13 protein-coding genes are annotated in these 15832 nt (G+C 69.0%); 10 read left to right on the forward strand and 3 right to left on the reverse strand.

Features of this window, described 5'->3' with window-relative positions; genetic code table 11:
* Positions 1-18: 18 nt before the first annotated feature.
* The 3 genes from BLS34_RS16435 (at position 19) to BLS34_RS16445 (ending at position 4559) form a co-directional block, all read left to right on the forward strand.
* Complete coding sequence (locus tag BLS34_RS16435; RefSeq protein WP_093151943.1) at positions 19-774, forward strand: SDR family oxidoreductase; 756 nt, start codon at positions 19-21, stop codon at positions 772-774.
* 181 nt (positions 775-955) lie between these two features.
* Positions 956-2833, forward strand: coding sequence for a DNA helicase RecQ (gene recQ / locus BLS34_RS16440; protein ID WP_245702006.1), 1878 nt, complete (start codon positions 956-958; stop codon positions 2831-2833).
* A gap of 10 nt (positions 2834-2843) precedes the next feature.
* Positions 2844-4559: a feruloyl-CoA synthase gene (locus tag BLS34_RS16445; protein WP_093151948.1), complete on the forward strand. Its 1716-nt coding sequence runs from the start codon at positions 2844-2846 to the stop codon at positions 4557-4559.
* An 80-nt stretch (positions 4560-4639) separates the two neighbouring features.
* Here BLS34_RS16445 and BLS34_RS16450 read toward each other — a convergent pair whose 3' ends face one another.
* A complete protein-coding gene (locus tag BLS34_RS16450) occupies positions 4640-5626 on the reverse strand; it encodes an alpha/beta hydrolase (protein WP_093151951.1) in 987 nt (328 codons plus the stop codon).
* A gap of 98 nt (positions 5627-5724) precedes the next feature.
* Between BLS34_RS16450 and BLS34_RS16455 the strand changes: the two genes are divergently transcribed.
* Entirely contained in the window at positions 5725-5922 is a 198-nt protein-coding gene (locus BLS34_RS16455; RefSeq protein WP_028795979.1) for a zinc-finger domain-containing protein, read from the forward strand.
* 13 nt (positions 5923-5935) lie between these two features.
* On the opposite strand, the gene BLS34_RS16460 is transcribed toward BLS34_RS16455, so the two are convergent.
* On the reverse strand, positions 5936-6418 hold the full coding sequence (locus BLS34_RS16460; protein WP_093151954.1) for a YHS domain-containing (seleno)protein: 483 nt from the start codon (positions 6416-6418) through the stop codon (positions 5936-5938).
* 224 nt (positions 6419-6642) lie between these two features.
* Here BLS34_RS16460 and BLS34_RS16465 point away from each other — a divergent pair, with 224 nt between their 5' ends.
* The 5 genes from BLS34_RS16465 to BLS34_RS16485 all read left to right on the forward strand — a co-directional run bounded on the left by BLS34_RS16465 (position 6643) and on the right by BLS34_RS16485 (position 13807).
* Positions 6643-7656: an endonuclease/exonuclease/phosphatase family protein gene (locus BLS34_RS16465; protein ID WP_093151956.1), complete on the forward strand. Its 1014-nt coding sequence runs from the start codon at positions 6643-6645 to the stop codon at positions 7654-7656.
* Positions 7657-7785: 129 nt separating this feature from the next.
* Positions 7786-10617 (forward strand): DNA polymerase I, encoded by a 2832-nt coding sequence (gene polA / locus BLS34_RS16470; RefSeq protein ID WP_051245141.1) that lies wholly within the window; start codon positions 7786-7788, stop codon positions 10615-10617.
* A gap of 12 nt (positions 10618-10629) precedes the next feature.
* The gene (locus BLS34_RS16475; RefSeq protein ID WP_093151959.1) at positions 10630-11556 is read left to right on the forward strand and encodes an arginase family protein; all 927 of its coding nucleotides are present in this window, start codon (positions 10630-10632) and stop codon (positions 11554-11556) included.
* Positions 11557-11631: 75 nt separating this feature from the next.
* The gene (locus BLS34_RS16480; RefSeq protein WP_028795983.1) at positions 11632-12399 is read left to right on the forward strand and encodes an Hpt domain-containing protein; all 768 of its coding nucleotides are present in this window, start codon (positions 11632-11634) and stop codon (positions 12397-12399) included.
* A gap of 46 nt (positions 12400-12445) precedes the next feature.
* Positions 12446-13807, forward strand: coding sequence for an RsmB/NOP family class I SAM-dependent RNA methyltransferase (locus BLS34_RS16485; protein ID WP_245702008.1), 1362 nt, complete (start codon positions 12446-12448; stop codon positions 13805-13807).
* A 16-nt stretch (positions 13808-13823) separates the two neighbouring features.
* Here BLS34_RS16485 and BLS34_RS16490 read toward each other — a convergent pair whose 3' ends face one another.
* Entirely contained in the window at positions 13824-14417 is a 594-nt protein-coding gene (locus BLS34_RS16490; RefSeq protein WP_038015649.1) for a TetR/AcrR family transcriptional regulator, read from the reverse strand.
* Positions 14418-14631: 214 nt separating this feature from the next.
* Here BLS34_RS16490 and BLS34_RS16495 point away from each other — a divergent pair, with 214 nt between their 5' ends.
* A complete protein-coding gene (locus BLS34_RS16495; RefSeq protein ID WP_093151962.1) occupies positions 14632-15780 on the forward strand; it encodes an efflux RND transporter periplasmic adaptor subunit in 1149 nt (382 codons plus the stop codon).
* The last annotated feature ends 52 nt before the right edge of the window (positions 15781-15832 follow it).

Below are 15832 nucleotides of genomic sequence, written 5' to 3' on the forward strand. Positions count from 1 at the left end.
TCCGGGAGGGAAAACACCATGAGCACCATCAAATCGGCCATCGTCACGGGGGCCGGCTCCGGCATCGGCAAGCGTAGCGCGCTGGCCCTGCTGAAGGCCGGCTGGAGCGTGGCCCTGGCGGGTCGCCGCGCCGACGCGCTGGAGGAGACCAAGAAGGAGGCCGGCGCCGACGGCGACCGCGCCCTGCCCGTGCCGACCGACGTGACCGATCCGGGGGCGGTGAAGGCGCTGTTCGACAAGACCGTGGAGGCCTTCGGCCGGGTCGACTTCATCTTCAACAATGCCGGCATGAACGCCCCGGGTATCCCGCTGGAGGAGCTGTCCGACGACCAGTGGCGCGACGTGGTCGACGTGAACCTGACCGGCTGCTTCTGGGTGATCCGCGAGGCCTTCCGGGTGATGAAGGCGCAGGAGCCCATGGGCGGACGCATCGTCAACAACGGGTCCATTTCGGCCCATGCGCCGCGGCCGGACAGCATTCCCTACACCGCGACCAAGCACGCGGTCTCCGGCCTGACCAAGACGGCGGCGCTCGACGGCCGCAAATACGACATCGCGGTCGGCCAGATCGACGTCGGCAACGCCTTCACCGAGCTGGCGGCGCGCATGAAGACCGGCGTGAAGCAGGCGAACGGCGAGATCAAGCCGGAGGCGATGATGGACGTGGACCATGTGGCCAACGCCATCGTCCACATGGCCAGCCTGCCGCCGGAGGCCAACATCCTCAACCTGACCGTGATGGCGACCAAGATGCCGTTCGTCGGCCGGGGGTAGCCGCCTCAAGAATATGGATCGTCATTCCGGACAGCCCCGGGTCGAGCCCGGGGCCTCCCGGGATGACGGTGAGAGAGAGAGAGAGACGGCCTCCCGCTCCGAGAACACGGCGATTCGCGCCCTGCCGGTGCCATAGCCAACGCCCCACAACCCCCGCGATCCGCCGGACTGGCAAGGCCTCATGACCCGCACCCGCGACAGTGCTACCTCTGAGGCCATGGCTCTCGCCCATCCCGATACCCTCGACGATTCGCCCGCATTCCCCGGCCGCTGCCCGGAGACGGCGCTGCACGACGTGTTCGGCTTCGCCGAGTTCCGGCCCGGCCAGCGCGATGTGATCGACAGCATCCTGGCCGGCCGCGACACCCTCGCCGTCATGCCCACGGGCGCCGGCAAATCGCTCTGCTTCCAGCTGCCCGCCGTCATGGATGGCGGCCTGACCGTCGTCGTCTCCCCGCTGATCGCGCTGATGGAGGATCAGGTCCGCTCGCTGCGGCTGCAGGGGGTCTGCGCCGCCGCCATGCATTCCGGCAACGCGCCGGGCACCAACGGCGACATCTGGCGCCAGGCCCGCTCCGGCGAACTGCGGCTGCTCTACATCGCGCCGGAACGGCTCGCCCTGGACGGCATCCTCGACGACCTGTCGGATATCGGCGTCACCCGCCTGGTGGTGGACGAGGCGCATTGCATCAGCCAGTGGGGCCATGCCTTCCGCCCGGACTACCTGACCCTGGCGCGGGTGCGCGAGCGGCTGGGCGTGCCGACCGCCGCCTTCACCGCCACCGCCGACGCCGCCACCCGGCGCGACATCGTCGATCGGCTGTGCGGCGGCGACGCCCGGGAGTTCGTCTTCGGCTTCGACCGGCCCAATCTCGACCTGCGCATCGCCGAGAAGCGCAGCCCGGTGAAGCAGCTCCTGGCCTTTCTGGAAGACCGAAAGGGCGAGAGCGGCATCGTCTACTGCCTGTCGCGCCGGGCGGTGGAGGAGACGGCGGCCGCCCTGTGCCGCCAGGGCATCCCGGCCGTGCCTTACCATGCCGGGCTCGACCCGGAAGTGCGCTCAGCCAACCAGGACCGGTTCGTAACCGAGGACGGGCTGGTGGTCTGCGCCACCATCGCCTTCGGCATGGGCATCGACAAGCCGGACGTCCGCTTCGTCTTCCACACCGACGTGCCGGGTTCGGTGGAGGCGTATTATCAGGAGATCGGCCGCGCCGGACGCGACGGCCTGCCGGCGACGGTGCAGATGCTCTACGGCCTGGCCGATATCGCCCAGCGCCGCCGCTTCGTCGACGAGAGCGGCGCCAGCGAGGACCAGCGCCGGATCGAGCACCGCCGACTGAACACTCTGCTCGGCATCTGCGAGACCGCCGGCTGCCGCCGCCAGGCCTTGCTCGCCGCCCTGGGCGAGCCGCTGGCCCAGCCCTGCGGCAACTGCGACACCTGCCGCGAGCCGCCGGAGACCCTGGACGGGCTGGTCCCGGCGCAGAAGGTGCTGTCCGCCATCCTGCGCACCGGCCAGCGCTTCGGCGCCGGCCATATCGTCGATGTGCTGGTCGGCGGCAAGACCGAGGCGGTGCAGCGCCACGGCCACGATTCCCTGCCGACCTTCGGTGTGGGCACCGAGTTCGATCGCAACGGCTGGCGCTCGGTGATCCGCCAGCTCGTCGCCTGCGGCATCGTCGCCATCGACACCGCCGGGTTCGGCGGGCTGACGGTCGGCGAGACCGGCCGCGCGGTTCTCAAGGGCGAGGCCGGGGTCACCCTGCGCCGCGACACCGCCAAGCGGACCAAGACCAGCCGCAGCAGCGGGCAGGCCGCCGCCACCGTGTCGCCGGAGAATGCCGACCTTTTGCGGGCCTTGAAGGAGGAGCGGCGCGACATCGCCCGCGAGCTGTCGCTCCCCGCCTATACCGTCCTGCACGACCGCTCGCTGATCGAGCTGGCGGAGCGCCGGCCGTCCTCGCTGGAGGATTTCGCCGGCATCCACGGGGTCGGGCAGGCCAAGCTGGAAAAGTTCGGAGAGCGGTTCCTGGCGGTGATCCGCTCGGCTGCGTGAGCGGGGCCGCATGAAACCGGCGCGAAAGCGGGCGCCCTTCGCGCTGCCCGATATCGCCATACGCCGGGATTCCGACGGCACCGTCCACCTGCGCTCCCGCACGCCGCCCGCCCCACATCCCGAGACCATCATCGACCATCTCGACCGCTGGGCGAGCCGCACGCCGGACCGCACGCTGGTGGCCGAGCGCCAGGGCGACGGCTGGCGCGCGGTCAGCTTCGCCGAAGCGGCCCGGGCCAGCCGGGGCATCGCCACCGCGCTGATCGCGCGCGGGATCGGCGCGGTCATGGCGCTGTCGGAGAACTCGGTCGACCAGGCGCTGCTGATGCTCGGCGCCTTCCGGGCCGGGGTGCCGTTCTGCCCGGTCTCGCCGGCCTATTCGCTGCTGTCGCGCGACTTCGTCAAGCTGAAGCAGATCGTGGCGATCGTCCGGCCGGGGCTGGTGCTGGCCGAGGGGCTGGAACCGTTCGAGCGGGCACGGGCCGGAGTCGATTTCGGCGGGGCGGAGATCGTCGGCGACGTATCCGCCCTGGCCGAGACCGAGCCGGGCGATCTGCCGACAGTCAGCGGCGACGATGTCGCCAAGATCCTGTTCACCTCCGGCTCCACCGGCACGCCCAAGGGCGTGATCAACACCCACCGCATGCTCGCCTCCAACCAGGCCGCGCTGGGGCAGGTCTGGCCGTTCCTGGCCGAGCGGCCGCCGGTGATGCTCGACTGGCTGCCCTGGAGCCACACCTTCGGCGGCAACCAGAACCTCGGCCTCGCCATCAGCCATGGCGGCACCCTGTATATCGACGACGGCCGCCCCACCGCGGAGCGGATCGCCCGCACGGTGGAGAACCTGGCGCTGGTCCGCCCGACCCTGCATTTCAACGTGCCGCGCGGGCTCGACATGCTGCTGCCCTATCTGGAGGCGGATGACGGCCTGCGCGACCGGTTCTTCGAGAGCCTGGAATTCGTGTTCTACGCCGGCGCCACCCTGCCCCTGTCCCTGTGGCGGCGGGTCGAGGCTCTGGGGCTGGCGGCGACGGGCGAGCTGCCGGTACTGACCACCTGCTACGGCACGACGGAGACGGCGCCCATGGCGCTGGCCGCGCATCTGGTGCTGGAGGAGACCGGCGTGGTCGGGGTTCCGGTGCCGGGAGTCGAGGCGAAGCTGGTGCCGACCGGCGACAAGCTGCAGATCGCCCTGCGCGGCCCGAACATCACCCCGGGCTATGCCGGGCGCGACGACCTGACGGCCGAGGCGTTCGACGCCGACGGCTATTTCCTGAGCGGCGACGCAGTGCGGCTGGCCGATCCGGTGGATCCCAACGCCGGGATCGTCTTCGACGGCCGGATCGCCGAGGATTTCAAACTCTCCACCGGCACCTGGGTCAGCGTCGGCGCCCTGCGGGTGGCGGTGATCGCCAATTGCGGCGCGGCGGTCAGCGACGTGGTGATCGCCGGTCACGACCGGGACGCGGTCGGCGTCCTGGTCTTCGCCAAGCCGGGTGCGACGGTGGCGACGATCCGCGAGGGGCTGGCCCGGCACAACGCCGCCAACCCGGCCTCCAGCACCCGGATCGCCCGGGCCCTGGTGATGGACGAGCCGCCGAACGTCGACGCCGGAGAGATCACCGACAAGGGCTACCTGAACCAGCGCCGCATCCTGGAGCGCCGCTCGGACCGGGTCTGGCACCTCTTCGCGGTACCGCCGGCGCGGGACGTGATCGTTCTGTAACCCTCCGTTATTGTTCCCACCCCATTCGTCATCCCGAAACAAGTTCGGGATGACGAATGGGGTTTACGCCAACCGCCGGATTACCCCCCGCAGAACCGCTTAAGCGTCGCCGCGCCCGCCTCCTCGCCGGACGGCAGCACCGCTGTCGGATCGCGGGTCCAGGCGGCGATGTCGGCGATCACCTGGGCGCGCTCCAGGTCGCGGAACAGCATGTGATAGCCGTCGGCGTACAGCGCCACCCGGCGGCCCGGCGGCAGGGCCTTCAGCATGGCGCAGGTCGGCCGGCGCGGCACCAGCTCGTCCTTGCGGCCATACAGCACCAGGATCGCGCCGTTCAGCTCCGGGGCGGCCGCCTGGGCCGCGTCCATCAGCGCCACCAGCCCATGCACCGCGTCGACCCGCGGGCGCTTGATGAACAGCGGGTCGCGCGCCAGCGCCCGCAGCATGGCGATGTTGTCGCTGGGGATGAGGCGGATGCCGCGCGGCTCCAGCGGCAGCCAGGGCACGGTGTGGGCCATGATGTCGAGGCTGAGGGACTGGACCAGCGGCATCCAGTCGCGGCCCCAGACCGCCGGCGCCGACAGCACCGCGCCGTCCGCTTCGGTCTGCGGGTCTGACAGGGTCAGCATCGCCACCGCCCCGCCCATGCTTTCGCCCAGCAGGTAGACCGGCACGCCGGGCGCATCCCGCTTCGCCAGCCGTACCAGAGTCTCGGCGTCGCGGGCCATGCGCGCGCGGCCATGCCACATGCCGTAGCCCGGCGCCTCGCCGAAGCCGCGCTGGTCGGCGGCATAGACCGTCACCCCCTGGGCCGCCAGGTCGGCGCCGAGCTGGGCGAAGGCGTTGGAATAGTCGCCGAAGCCGTGCAGCGCGACCACCGCTGCCTCGGCCCCGCCCTCCGGTCGCCAGATCCGCATCGGCAGGCGGATGCCGTCCTCCATCACCGCGAAGGGCCGCTGCACCAGCTCCGGGGTCACCTGCTCGGTCCCCGGCCGGGCGATCTGCGGCGCGCAGGCGGCCAGGACAAGCAGGCACGCGAGGGTTAACGACAGGCGGACCGATCCCATGACCCCATCCAAGCTGATCAAAACCTTGCGGCAGACGCGCTCGTGGGTATCATCCGGGGAAGACGTGAACAAGCGCGGGCAGCGCGGAGGATCGGGCCATGGCGGCGGCAAGCAACGACGCGTTCGAGACCATCGAGGTGACGGGACACCGGGTCGCCTGCGACGGCGGCGACGGTCCGCTCGGCCATCCCCGGGTGTTCCTGGAGATCCCCGAGGACGAGCACAAGGTGGTCTGTCCCTATTGCTCGAAGACCTATGTGATGGTCTCCGGCGACGAGGGCGAGCACGCCGCCTGAGGCTTCCAGGCCTCTATTCCAGTACCTTCGGCCAGTTGCCGTCGGCCGCCGTGATGTGGCCGGGGATGTCGGCCGTCCATTTCTTCTGAACGTCGGCGTTGTAGTTCAGGTACAGCTTGCCGTCGACGATGCGCCAGTGCTGCGGGTCGCCCTTGGCGGTGTAGCCCTGGGAGACCGCCCAGGCGCAGTAGCCGCCGTATTGCGGCGCGTATTTCGCCGGTTCGGCGATGAAGGCGTCGCGGTGCTCGGCCGAGGTGAAGCGCCAGGTGGCACCGTTGTACTCCGTCTCGTACTTGTCCGAACCCTCGACCGGCTTGCCGTCGGTGAAGTAGGCGACCGGGTCGTAGCCGTCCACCGCGGTATCGGACAGGAACTCGGTATAGACCGGGTCCTGGCCGGCATGGGTGATCCGGGGGCCGAAGAGGGCCACCAGCCCGGCGATGGCCACGACCCCGACGATGCGGGCGAGCGCCCTGGAAAAAGCTGCGTATTGCATGACCCTGTTCCGCTTTCCTGTTCAGCCGTTCCCTGATCGGCCAATCCCGATCAGGTGCCCGAGGATATGAGCAGGTGGCGCTCGCGCGTCATCACGCACCCGCGACCCTGCGGTAAAGGCTCCGTGAGGCAGGATTGGGGCGCTGGAACAAATGTTTCATTTGATTGCCCATCACAAAAATAAATAAACTTATCCGAGCGCGGCAGCTGCCGGCGGGGGAACCCATGCCACAGACATACAAGATCGCCTTCTGGAACCTTGAGAACCTTTTCGCCCCTGACGGTCATCCAAGTCATGAGCCCAAGGTTTACAACCAGGTGAAGAACGACCTCGCCGGATGGACCGACGCGCTTTTCGAAACAAAGCTCACCCAACTCACCAGGATCATCACGCAACTCGACCCGACGGTCCTGGGTGTTTGCGAAGTCGAGAATTCCTTCGTACTGGAAGCATTGGTCGAAAAGGTGCGGGCCACGACCGGACGAGCCTATGACGTGGTTCACGCGGACTCAACGCGCGACCGCCGTGGAATCGATACTGCTTTTCTTTACGACACCGGCCGGATCGCCTTTGTCCCGGGCACCCTGTTCTCCCATTTCGTGCTCCGCAGCACGGGCACCCGCGACATCTCCCAGGCCACGTTCCGCACGGCGTCGGGGAACGACCTGATCCTGCTCGCCAACCACTGGCCATCGCGCAGCGGCGGCACCGAACTCAGCCGCGGGTACCGCATGGTCGCCGGCGAGACTCTCGGCTATTGGCACAAGCGCATCCGCGAAGAGACGACCGAAGACGCCGCGATCCTCGCCATGGGCGACATGAACGACGATCCGTTCGACGAATCGGTCAGCATTCATGCCCGGGCCTCCCGGGAACGGGGGGATGTGGAGCGATCGCGCACCGCCGCGCGGTTCTACAATCTGACCTGGAACTACATGCGGCAGGTCTGCACGGACCCCACCGGTGCGACGCGCCTGCTTCACGGCACCCTGTATTATCAGGGCGATGCTAATGCCTTCGACCAGATCATGGTGTCGAAGGCCCTGCTCACCGCCGGACAGCCCTTCAGCGTCCGGGAGGAGACCGCCAAGATCGAGGCGATACCCGAAATGGTCAGCACGCGTGTCTCGCCGGAACCTGTCAGGTTCGGGCTGCCGAAGGGAAACGCCGCCGCCAACGTCAATACCGCCGGCTTCAGTGACCATTATCCGGTCTCGGTCCTGATCGACGAAATCTAGGCTCCGGGCGTCGCTGGACGACGCCGTCCCGGCAGGGGAAACGCGCTTCAATGGTTGCCGATGCGCCCCGGTCCGCTAGAGTCGCGGCCGGTAACCTGCATCCCTGCCCAACCAGCCCCGGAAGACCCGATGGCCGACACCGCCGCCACGCCCGACACGGACATCCCGCCCCCGGCCGAGCCCGGGCAGAGCCATCTCTTCCTGGTGGACGGGTCGGGCTACATCTTCCGCGCCTATCACGCCCTGCCGCCGATGACCCGGCCGGACGGAGTCCCGGTGAACGCGGTCTTCGGCTTCTCCAACATGCTGGTTAAGCTGATCGACGACATGGACGCCGACCACATGGCGGTGATCTTCGACGCCAGCCGGTTCAGCTTCCGCAACGACATCTATCCCCAGTACAAGGCCCAGCGCCCGGATGCGCCGGAGGATCTGGTTCCGCAGTTCCCGCTGATCCGCGAGGCGACCCGCGCCTTCAACGCGCCCTGCATCGAGATGGACGGTTTCGAGGCCGACGACATCATCGCCACCTATGCCCGGCAGGCGGTGGAGAAGGGCTGGCGCGTTACCATCGTGTCCTCCGACAAGGACCTGATGCAGCTCGTGCGCGACGGGATCGACATGTTCGACCCGATGAAGAACGTGGCGATCGGCCCCGACCAGGTGATGGAGAAGTTCGGCGTGGCCCCGAACAAGGTCATCGACGTCCAGGCGCTGGCAGGCGACAGCGTCGACAATGTCCCGGGCGTGCCCGGCATCGGCATCAAGACCGCCGCCCAGCTCATCGACGAATACGGCGACCTGGAGACGCTGCTTGAGCGGGCCGGCGAGATCAAGCAGCCGAAGCGGCGCGAGAACCTGATCGAACATGCCGAGCTCGCCCGCATCTCCAAGCAGCTCGTCACCCTGAAGGACGACGTGGACGTGCCGGAGCCGCTGGGCGATCTGGTCGTGCGCGGCATCGATTCCGACAAGATCCTGGCCTTCCTGCGCGAGCAGAACTTCAAGCGGCTGATCGCCCGGTTCGAGAGCGAGGCCGGCCAGGCCGCCGGCGAGACCGCCGCCACCGCCGCAGTCTCCGCCCCGACCGGCGAGGAGGCCGACTACGCGCTGGTCACCACCCTGGAGGGGCTGCACGGCTGGATCGCGGCCGCCGAGGCCCAGGGCACCGTCGCCTTCGACACCGAAACCACCTCGCTCAATGCCATGCGGGCCGAGCTGGTCGGCGTGTCCCTGGCGCTGGCGCCGGGCAAGGCCTGCTACATCCCGCTGCGCCATGTGGGCACGGCCGCCCAGGGCGAGCTGCTGGCGGCCCCGTCCTCCGGCGACGGGCCGGAGCAGATCCCGTTCGACGACGCCATCGCCGCACTGAAAGGCCTGTTCGAGAACCCCGCCGTGCTCAAGGTGGCGCATAACGCCAAATACGACTGCCTGGTGCTCAGCCGGCCGGCGAATGGCGGCATCGCCGTCGCCCCGATCGACGACACCATGTGCGCCTCCTACGTGCTGGAGGGCGGGCTTCACGGCCACGGGCTGGACGAGCTGTCGCTGCTGCATTTCGAGCACAGGAACATCAAGTTCGAGGAGGTCTGCGGCAAGGGCAAGAGCCAGATCGGCTTCGCCGAGGTGCCGCTCGACAAGGCGCGGGACTACGCCGCCGAGGACGCCGACATGACCTGGCGCCTGCATCAGGTGCTGCGCCCGCGCCTGGTCGAGGAGCACATGACCACGGTCTACGAGACCCTGGAGCGGCCGCTGATCCCGGTGCTGGTCGACATGGAGCGCAACGGCATCCGGGTCGACCCGAAGATCCTGAACGACATGTCGGCCGATTTCGCCAAGCGCATGGTCGAGCGCGAGGGCGAGATCCACGACCTGGCCGGCGAGCCGTTCAACGTCGCATCGCCCAAGCAGCTCGGTGAGATCCTGTTCGACAAGATGGGCCTGGCCGGCGGCAAGAAGGGCAAGACCGGCGCCTACGGCACCGGCGCCGACGTGCTGGAAGGACTGGCCGCGCAAGGCATCGAGCTGGCCGAAAAGGTGCTCGACTACCGCCAGATCGCCAAGCTGAAGTCGACCTATACCGACGCGCTGGTCGACGACATCAACCCGGAGACGCGGCGCGTCCACACCTCCTATTCGATGACCGGTGCGGCCACCGGCCGGCTGTCCTCCAACGACCCGAACCTGCAGAACATTCCGATCCGCACCGAGGAGGGGCGCAAGATCCGCACCGCCTTCGTCGCCGAGCCGGGCAACCTGCTGCTGTCGGTCGACTACTCGCAGATCGAGCTGCGGCTGGTCGCCGACATCGCCGGGCTGGAGACCATGCGCGCCGCCTTCCGCGAGGGCATCGACATCCACGCCCAGACCGCCTCCGAAGTGTTCGGCGTGCCGCTGGGGGAGATGACCTCGGAGATCCGCCGCAAGGCCAAGGCGATCAATTTCGGCATCATCTACGGCATTTCCGGCTTCGGCCTGGCCCGCCAGCTCGGCACGCCCCAGGGCGAGGCGCAGCAGTACATCAACGCCTATTTCGAGCGCTTCCCCGGCATCCGCGACTACATGGACGAGATGAAGAAGCGGGCGCACGAGTGGGGCTTCGTTGAGACCCGGTTCGGCCGCAAGGTGCACATCAACGCGATCCGCGAGAAGAACCCGGCCATGCGGAACTTCGGCGAGCGCGCGGCGATCAACGCGCCGATCCAGGGCACGGCCGCCGACATCATCAAGCGCGCCATGGTCCGCCTGCCGGTCGCCCTGGAGAAGGCGAACTCCAAGGCCCGCATGCTGCTGCAGGTGCATGACGAACTGCTGTTCGAGGTGCCCGAGGGCGACGTGGAGGCCACCGCCGCCCTGGTCAAGGAGGTGATGGAGGGGGCCGCCGCCCCGGTCCTGAACCTGTCCGTCCCGCTGGTTGCCGACGCCGGCTGGGGCGAGAGCTGGGCCACCGCACACTAAGGACTTGAAGCCATGACCCTCGACACCACCGCCCCCGCGCCCGCCTTCTTCGGCGCCCGTGCCGACCTGCCCCTGGCCGAATCCCGGATCGTGCTGTTCGGCGCGCCCCACGGCACGCCCTATCCGGAGTTCAGCAACGAGGCGCTGGCCGGCACGGCGGCGACTCTGCGCCGGGCCCTGACCCACGATGCCGGCTGGGCGCATCACTGGGATTTCGACCTGGGCCGGCCGCTCGACGACGACGGGAGCCTGGCGTTCCTGGATGCCGGCGATCTGAAAACCGCCTCTCTGGACGGCGCCGGCAATCGCGAGAAGATTCAGGCGGCGACCGGCGCCATCCTGCAGGCCGGAGCGGTGCCGATCATGATCGGCGGCGACGATTCCGTGCCGATCCCGTTCATCGAGGCGCTGGCGCCGCTCGGCCCGCTGACAATCGTCCAGGTCGACGCCCATATCGACTGGCGCGACGAGCGGCGCGGCGAGAAATACGGCTTCTCCAGCACCATGCGCCGGGCCTCGGAGATGGCCCATGTGGATCGGATCGTGCAGGTCGGCATCCGCGGCCTGGGGTCGGCCATGCAGGAGGAGGTGCAGATCGCCGAGACCTGGGGCGCGGAGATCGTCACCGCGCGGGAGATCCACCGCCACGGCATCGAGGCGGCGCTGGAGCATGTGCCGGCGGGGGCCAACTGCCTAATCACCCTGGATTGCGACGCCCTGGATCCGTCGATCATGAAGGCGGTCGTCGCCCCGACCCCGGGCGGGCTCACCTATACCCAGGCGATCGAGCTGATCCACGGGGTGGCCGCGAAGGCACGGCTGCGGGCCTTCGACATGATCGAGTTCATCCCCGAGCGCGACCCGGACGGATTGTCCGCCCTCACCGCCGCCCGGATCGTCGTCAACGCGGTCGGCGCAGTTCGCTCGAGCCATCGTTGACGAAACTTTAACTGTCCTGCGGCAGGGTTTTGCGCCGTCCCGCTTTGGGACGCCGGGCAGATGGGGATGGGGTCAATGGCACTTTTCGACGATATCGTTGCAAACCTCACGCAGGAGTTTCTTGGGGAATCCTCGGACCGGCTTGCCCGGATGCAGGTTTCGCTGACCAACCTCGCCGGCGCGAAGGTGGCCAACCGTGACGCGATCATGACCCTGTCGCGCGAGATCCACAGCGTTAAGGGCGCGGCCGCGAACTTCCATTTCCGCACGGTCGCCACCGTCGCCCACCGCTTCGAAGACTACATGTCGGCGACCCTCGACCAGGCGCCGCTGCCGATCGAGGACTACCAGCGCTTCGTCGACTGCCTGTCCGATCTGATCGAGCTCGGCCGCGAGCCCGACCCGAAACAGGCCGCCAAGATGCAGAGCCGGCTCCCGGTCCTGGCGGATTTCGATCCGACCAGCGTGTCGGCCAAGCCGGGCCGCGCGCTGGTGGTGATCCGGGCCCGTACCATGGGCCACATGCTGTCGCGCGAACTGGCCAATTGCGGCTTCCGGGCCCAGACGGCGCTGGATGTCTACGATGCCCTGCGCCTGTCGGTCACCGACCGCCCGGATATCGTGCTGACCTCCGCCGTGATGGACGGGATCTCCGGCGTCGACCTGATCAACGCCATTCGATCGATCAAGGCGACGGCGGACCTGCCCTGCGCGGTGGTGACCTCGTTCGACCGGGACCATCCGGAGCTGGCCGGCCTGCCGAAGAACGCGGGTGTGGTGCGGCTCGGCAAGACCCTGTCGGACGACCTCGGCACGGTCCTGACCGGCGTGGCGCCACGCTGAAACCGAGGCGGAGGGGCGCCTTTCCCCTTTGCTTGGCGGGCCAGTCGTGCTCAAACCCGCCGCCATGACCGACCAGACTCCCGACCCGCTTCCGCCCGGGGCTCCCGGAGAGCCGCCGGCGGATGCCAAGATCTCCGCCGCCCGCAGCGTCGCCTTCGACCTGTTGCGTGCGGTGCTGGCCAAGAACACGCCGCTGGACGAGGCCCTGGTCGCCCATGACGGCATGAACTGGCTGCCCGACCGCGACCGCGGCTTCGCCCGCACCCTGGTGGCGACGACCCTGCGCCGCCTCGGCCATGTGGACCGGCTGATCGACGGCTGCCTCGCCCAACCGCTGCCGCTGAAGGCGTCGGCCGTGCGCGATGTGCTGCGGATCGCCGCGACCGAGCTGCTGGTGCTGAAGGTCGCCCCCCATGCCGCCGTGGACAGCGCGGTCAATCTCGTGCGCTCGCGCGGCCACGAGAAGTTCGCCAAGCTGACCAACGCCGTGCTGCGCCGCCTCGACCGCGAGGCGCGGGAAACCATCGACACCCTGCCCGCCCTGGACGCCCTGCCGGCCTGGCTGGCGCGGAACTGGCGCGCCACCTATGGCGACGAGACTGCCGAGGCCATGGCCGCCGCCGTCCAGCGCGAGCCGGTGCTCGACATCACCGTGAAGGCCGATCCCGACCAGTGGGCGGAAACGCTCGGCGCCACGGTGCTGCAGACCGGGACCCTGCGCCGGCCGATCGAGGGCCGGATCGACGCCCTGCCCGGCTTCGACGAGGGCGCGTGGTGGGTGCAGGACGCCGCCGCCGCCCTGCCCGTCCGTCTGCTCGGCGATGTCGCCGGTAAGACCGTCGTCGATCTCTGCGCCGCGCCGGGCGGCAAGACCGCGCAGCTCGCCGCCGGTGCGGCCCATGTGATCGCCGTCGACCGGGCGGCCAGGCGGGTCAAGCGGATGCAGGAGAACCTCGCCCGCCTGCAGCTTGCCGCCACCTGCGTGACCGCCGACGCCGCCAAATGGCGCCCGCCAAGCCCGGTGGACGCGGTGCTGCTCGACGCCCCGTGCTCGGCCACGGGCACCATCCGCCGGCACCCGGACATTCCCTGGCTGAAGGGCGAGGGCGACGTGGCCAAGTTGGTGGTGTTGCAGGACCGGCTGCTCGACGCCGCCGTCGCGATGGTGAAGCCCGGCGGCACGGTGGTGTTCTGCACCTGCTCGCTGGAGAGCGCCGAGGGTGCCGAGCGCATCGCCGCCCTGCTCGCCCGCACCCCGGGGGTTCGACGGGTCCCCATCACGGCCGACGAGATCGGCGGCCTGTCGCAGTCGATTACCGCCGACGGCGACCTGCGCACCCGTCCCGACCACCTTGCCGATGCCGGCGGGATCGACGGCTTCTACGCCTGCCGGCTGGTCAAAGACTGAGACGGCGCTTTCAGGCTCAGGCCTGGTCCGGTACTGGCCAGGCGCGCATGGCCATCTTCGCCACCTCGCGCAGCTGCTCGCAGGTGGCACCGCCGCTCGCCTGCACCGACATGCCGTGGCTGACGGTGGTCACGAACCGGGCCAGCACCTCCGGGTCGGTCCCCGGCGGCAGACGGCCGTCGCGGCATTCCTCCTCGAAGCGCTGGCGAAGCCGCGCCTCATAGGTCGCCCGGAGTTTCGCCAGTTCGTCGTGCACCCGCTCCGTGTCCGTCGTACAGGCCAGGGCGCCCTGGACCGACAGGCAGCCCACCGGATGCTCCGGATCGGTCAGGATCGCCGCACCCTCGTAGAGCAGCTTGGCGACCATCTCGCGGGCCGTGGGTTCGGCCAGGGCCTGGTCGAAAAACTCGTTCTTCAGATCGACGTAGCGGGCCAGCGCCTTCTGAAACAGCTCTTCCTTGTTGCCGTAGGTGGCATAGAGGCTCGGCCGGTTGATGCCCATCGCCTCGGTCAGGGCGGAGATCGACGCGCCTTCGTACCCGGAGCGCCAGAACACCTCGAGGGCCCTGTCGAGCGCAGTTACCTCACAAAATGTCCGGGGCCGACTCATGGCCAGAATCCTCCACTCGATTTTTTTTGTACCGATCGGTAAGGTGGGTACTTGATCCACCCATGTCCACCCTCCATATCCGGCCGAACCGATTTCTTACCAATCGGTACAAAACGAGACATGAAGCGATCCGATGGCTGGTGCACATTCCAAAGGACGTGGGTACAAAATCATACTGGGGTCGGCCGCGGTAGCCGCAATCATTGCCGCCGGAATGCTTGCCCTCTCGCCATCCTATTCCGAGGAGACAGCCGCCACGGGCGAGGCGCCGCCGGCCGCTCAGGCGCCGGTTGCGGTGCCGGTGTCCGTGGCCACGGTCGAAGCGCAGGATCTGGTCGGCTGGAAGGAGTTCTCCGGGCACCTGGAGGCGGTGGAGCGGGTGGAAGTCCGCTCCCGGGTCGCCGGACAGGTGCGGGCCGTGCATTTCCGCGAGGGCAGTCTGGTCCGGGAGGGCGACCTGCTGGTGACCATAGACCCCGAACCCTTCGCCGCCGAGGTGGCGCGGGCCGAGGCACAGACCACCGCCGCCCGGGCGCGGCTGTCCTTCACCAAGAAGGAGCATGAGCGGGCGCAGGAGCTGGTGAAGACCCGCACCCTGCCGATCCGCGAGGGCGACAGCCGGACCAACGCCTATCGCGAGGCGCAGGCCCATTATCAGGCGGCCGAGGCGGATCTGCGCCGGGCCAAGCTCGACCTGGGCTACACCGAGATCCGGGCGCCGGTCTCCGGCCGGGTCGGCCAGATCCTGGTCGATGTGGGCAATCTGGTGCCGGCCGGCGCCGGCGCCCCGGCCCTGACCACCCTGGTCTCGGTCGATCCGATCTATGCCAGCTTCGACGCCGACGAACAGGTGGTGCTGGAGGCGATCCGCGACCTGGGCACCGGGGCCGACGGCAACCGCGACGTCAGCCGGATCCCGGTCGAACTGGCCGCCCCGTTCGGCAGCACCGATCCGATCCACGGTCACCTGCAGTTCATCGACAACACCGTCGATGCCGGCAGCGGCACGGTCCATGTCCGCGCCCAGTTCGACAATCCCGGCGGCTTCCTGATCCCGGGTCAGTTCGCCCGGTTGCGCATGGGCAAGGCGGTGGCCGAGCGGTCGCTGCTGATCACCGAGCGCGCGGTCGGCATCGACCAGGGCAAGAAGTTCGTGCTGGTCGTCGCCGAGGACGACACGGTCGCCTATCGCGAGGTGACCCTCGGCCCGACCGCCGGCCGCCTGCGGGTGGTGACCAGCGGTCTCGAGGCCGGCGAGCGGATCGTCGTCAACGGCCTGCAGCGGGTCCGCCCGGGCACACTGGTCGCCCCCGAGATGGTCGCCATGACCCCGAACCTGCCGCTGGAGACGGCGTCGAACTGACGCCGCCTCTCGCTCGCCGCTCTCTCCCGCCGATCACCCCGAAAACCGGACG

It is taken from the genome of Thalassobaculum litoreum DSM 18839, assembly GCF_900102465.1.
Lineage (GTDB): Bacteria > Pseudomonadota > Alphaproteobacteria > Thalassobaculales > Thalassobaculaceae > Thalassobaculum > Thalassobaculum litoreum.

Coding starts and splice junctions, on each gene's coding strand:
- BLS34_RS16460 (WP_093151954.1), bottom strand. CDS start 6,418: ATGCAATACGCAGCTTTTTCCAGGGCGCTCGCCCGCATCGTCGGGGTC.
- BLS34_RS16480 (WP_028795983.1), top strand. CDS start 11,632: ATGGCACTTTTCGACGATATCGTTGCAAACCTCACGCAGGAGTTTCTT.
- BLS34_RS16495 (WP_093151962.1), top strand. CDS start 14,632: ATGCTTGCCCTCTCGCCATCCTATTCCGAGGAGACAGCCGCCACGGGC.
- BLS34_RS16450 (WP_093151951.1), bottom strand. CDS start 5,626: ATGGGATCGGTCCGCCTGTCGTTAACCCTCGCGTGCCTGCTTGTCCTG.
- polA (WP_051245141.1), top strand. CDS start 7,786: ATGGCCGACACCGCCGCCACGCCCGACACGGACATCCCGCCCCCGGCC.
- BLS34_RS16475 (WP_093151959.1), top strand. CDS start 10,630: ATGACCCTCGACACCACCGCCCCCGCGCCCGCCTTCTTCGGCGCCCGT.
- BLS34_RS16465 (WP_093151956.1), top strand. CDS start 6,643: ATGCCACAGACATACAAGATCGCCTTCTGGAACCTTGAGAACCTTTTC.
- BLS34_RS16490 (WP_038015649.1), bottom strand. CDS start 14,417: ATGAGTCGGCCCCGGACATTTTGTGAGGTAACTGCGCTCGACAGGGCC.
- BLS34_RS16435 (WP_093151943.1), top strand. CDS start 19: ATGAGCACCATCAAATCGGCCATCGTCACGGGGGCCGGCTCCGGCATC.
- recQ (WP_245702006.1), top strand. CDS start 956: ATGACCCGCACCCGCGACAGTGCTACCTCTGAGGCCATGGCTCTCGCC.
- BLS34_RS16445 (WP_093151948.1), top strand. CDS start 2,844: ATGAAACCGGCGCGAAAGCGGGCGCCCTTCGCGCTGCCCGATATCGCC.
- BLS34_RS16455 (WP_028795979.1), top strand. CDS start 5,725: ATGGCGGCGGCAAGCAACGACGCGTTCGAGACCATCGAGGTGACGGGA.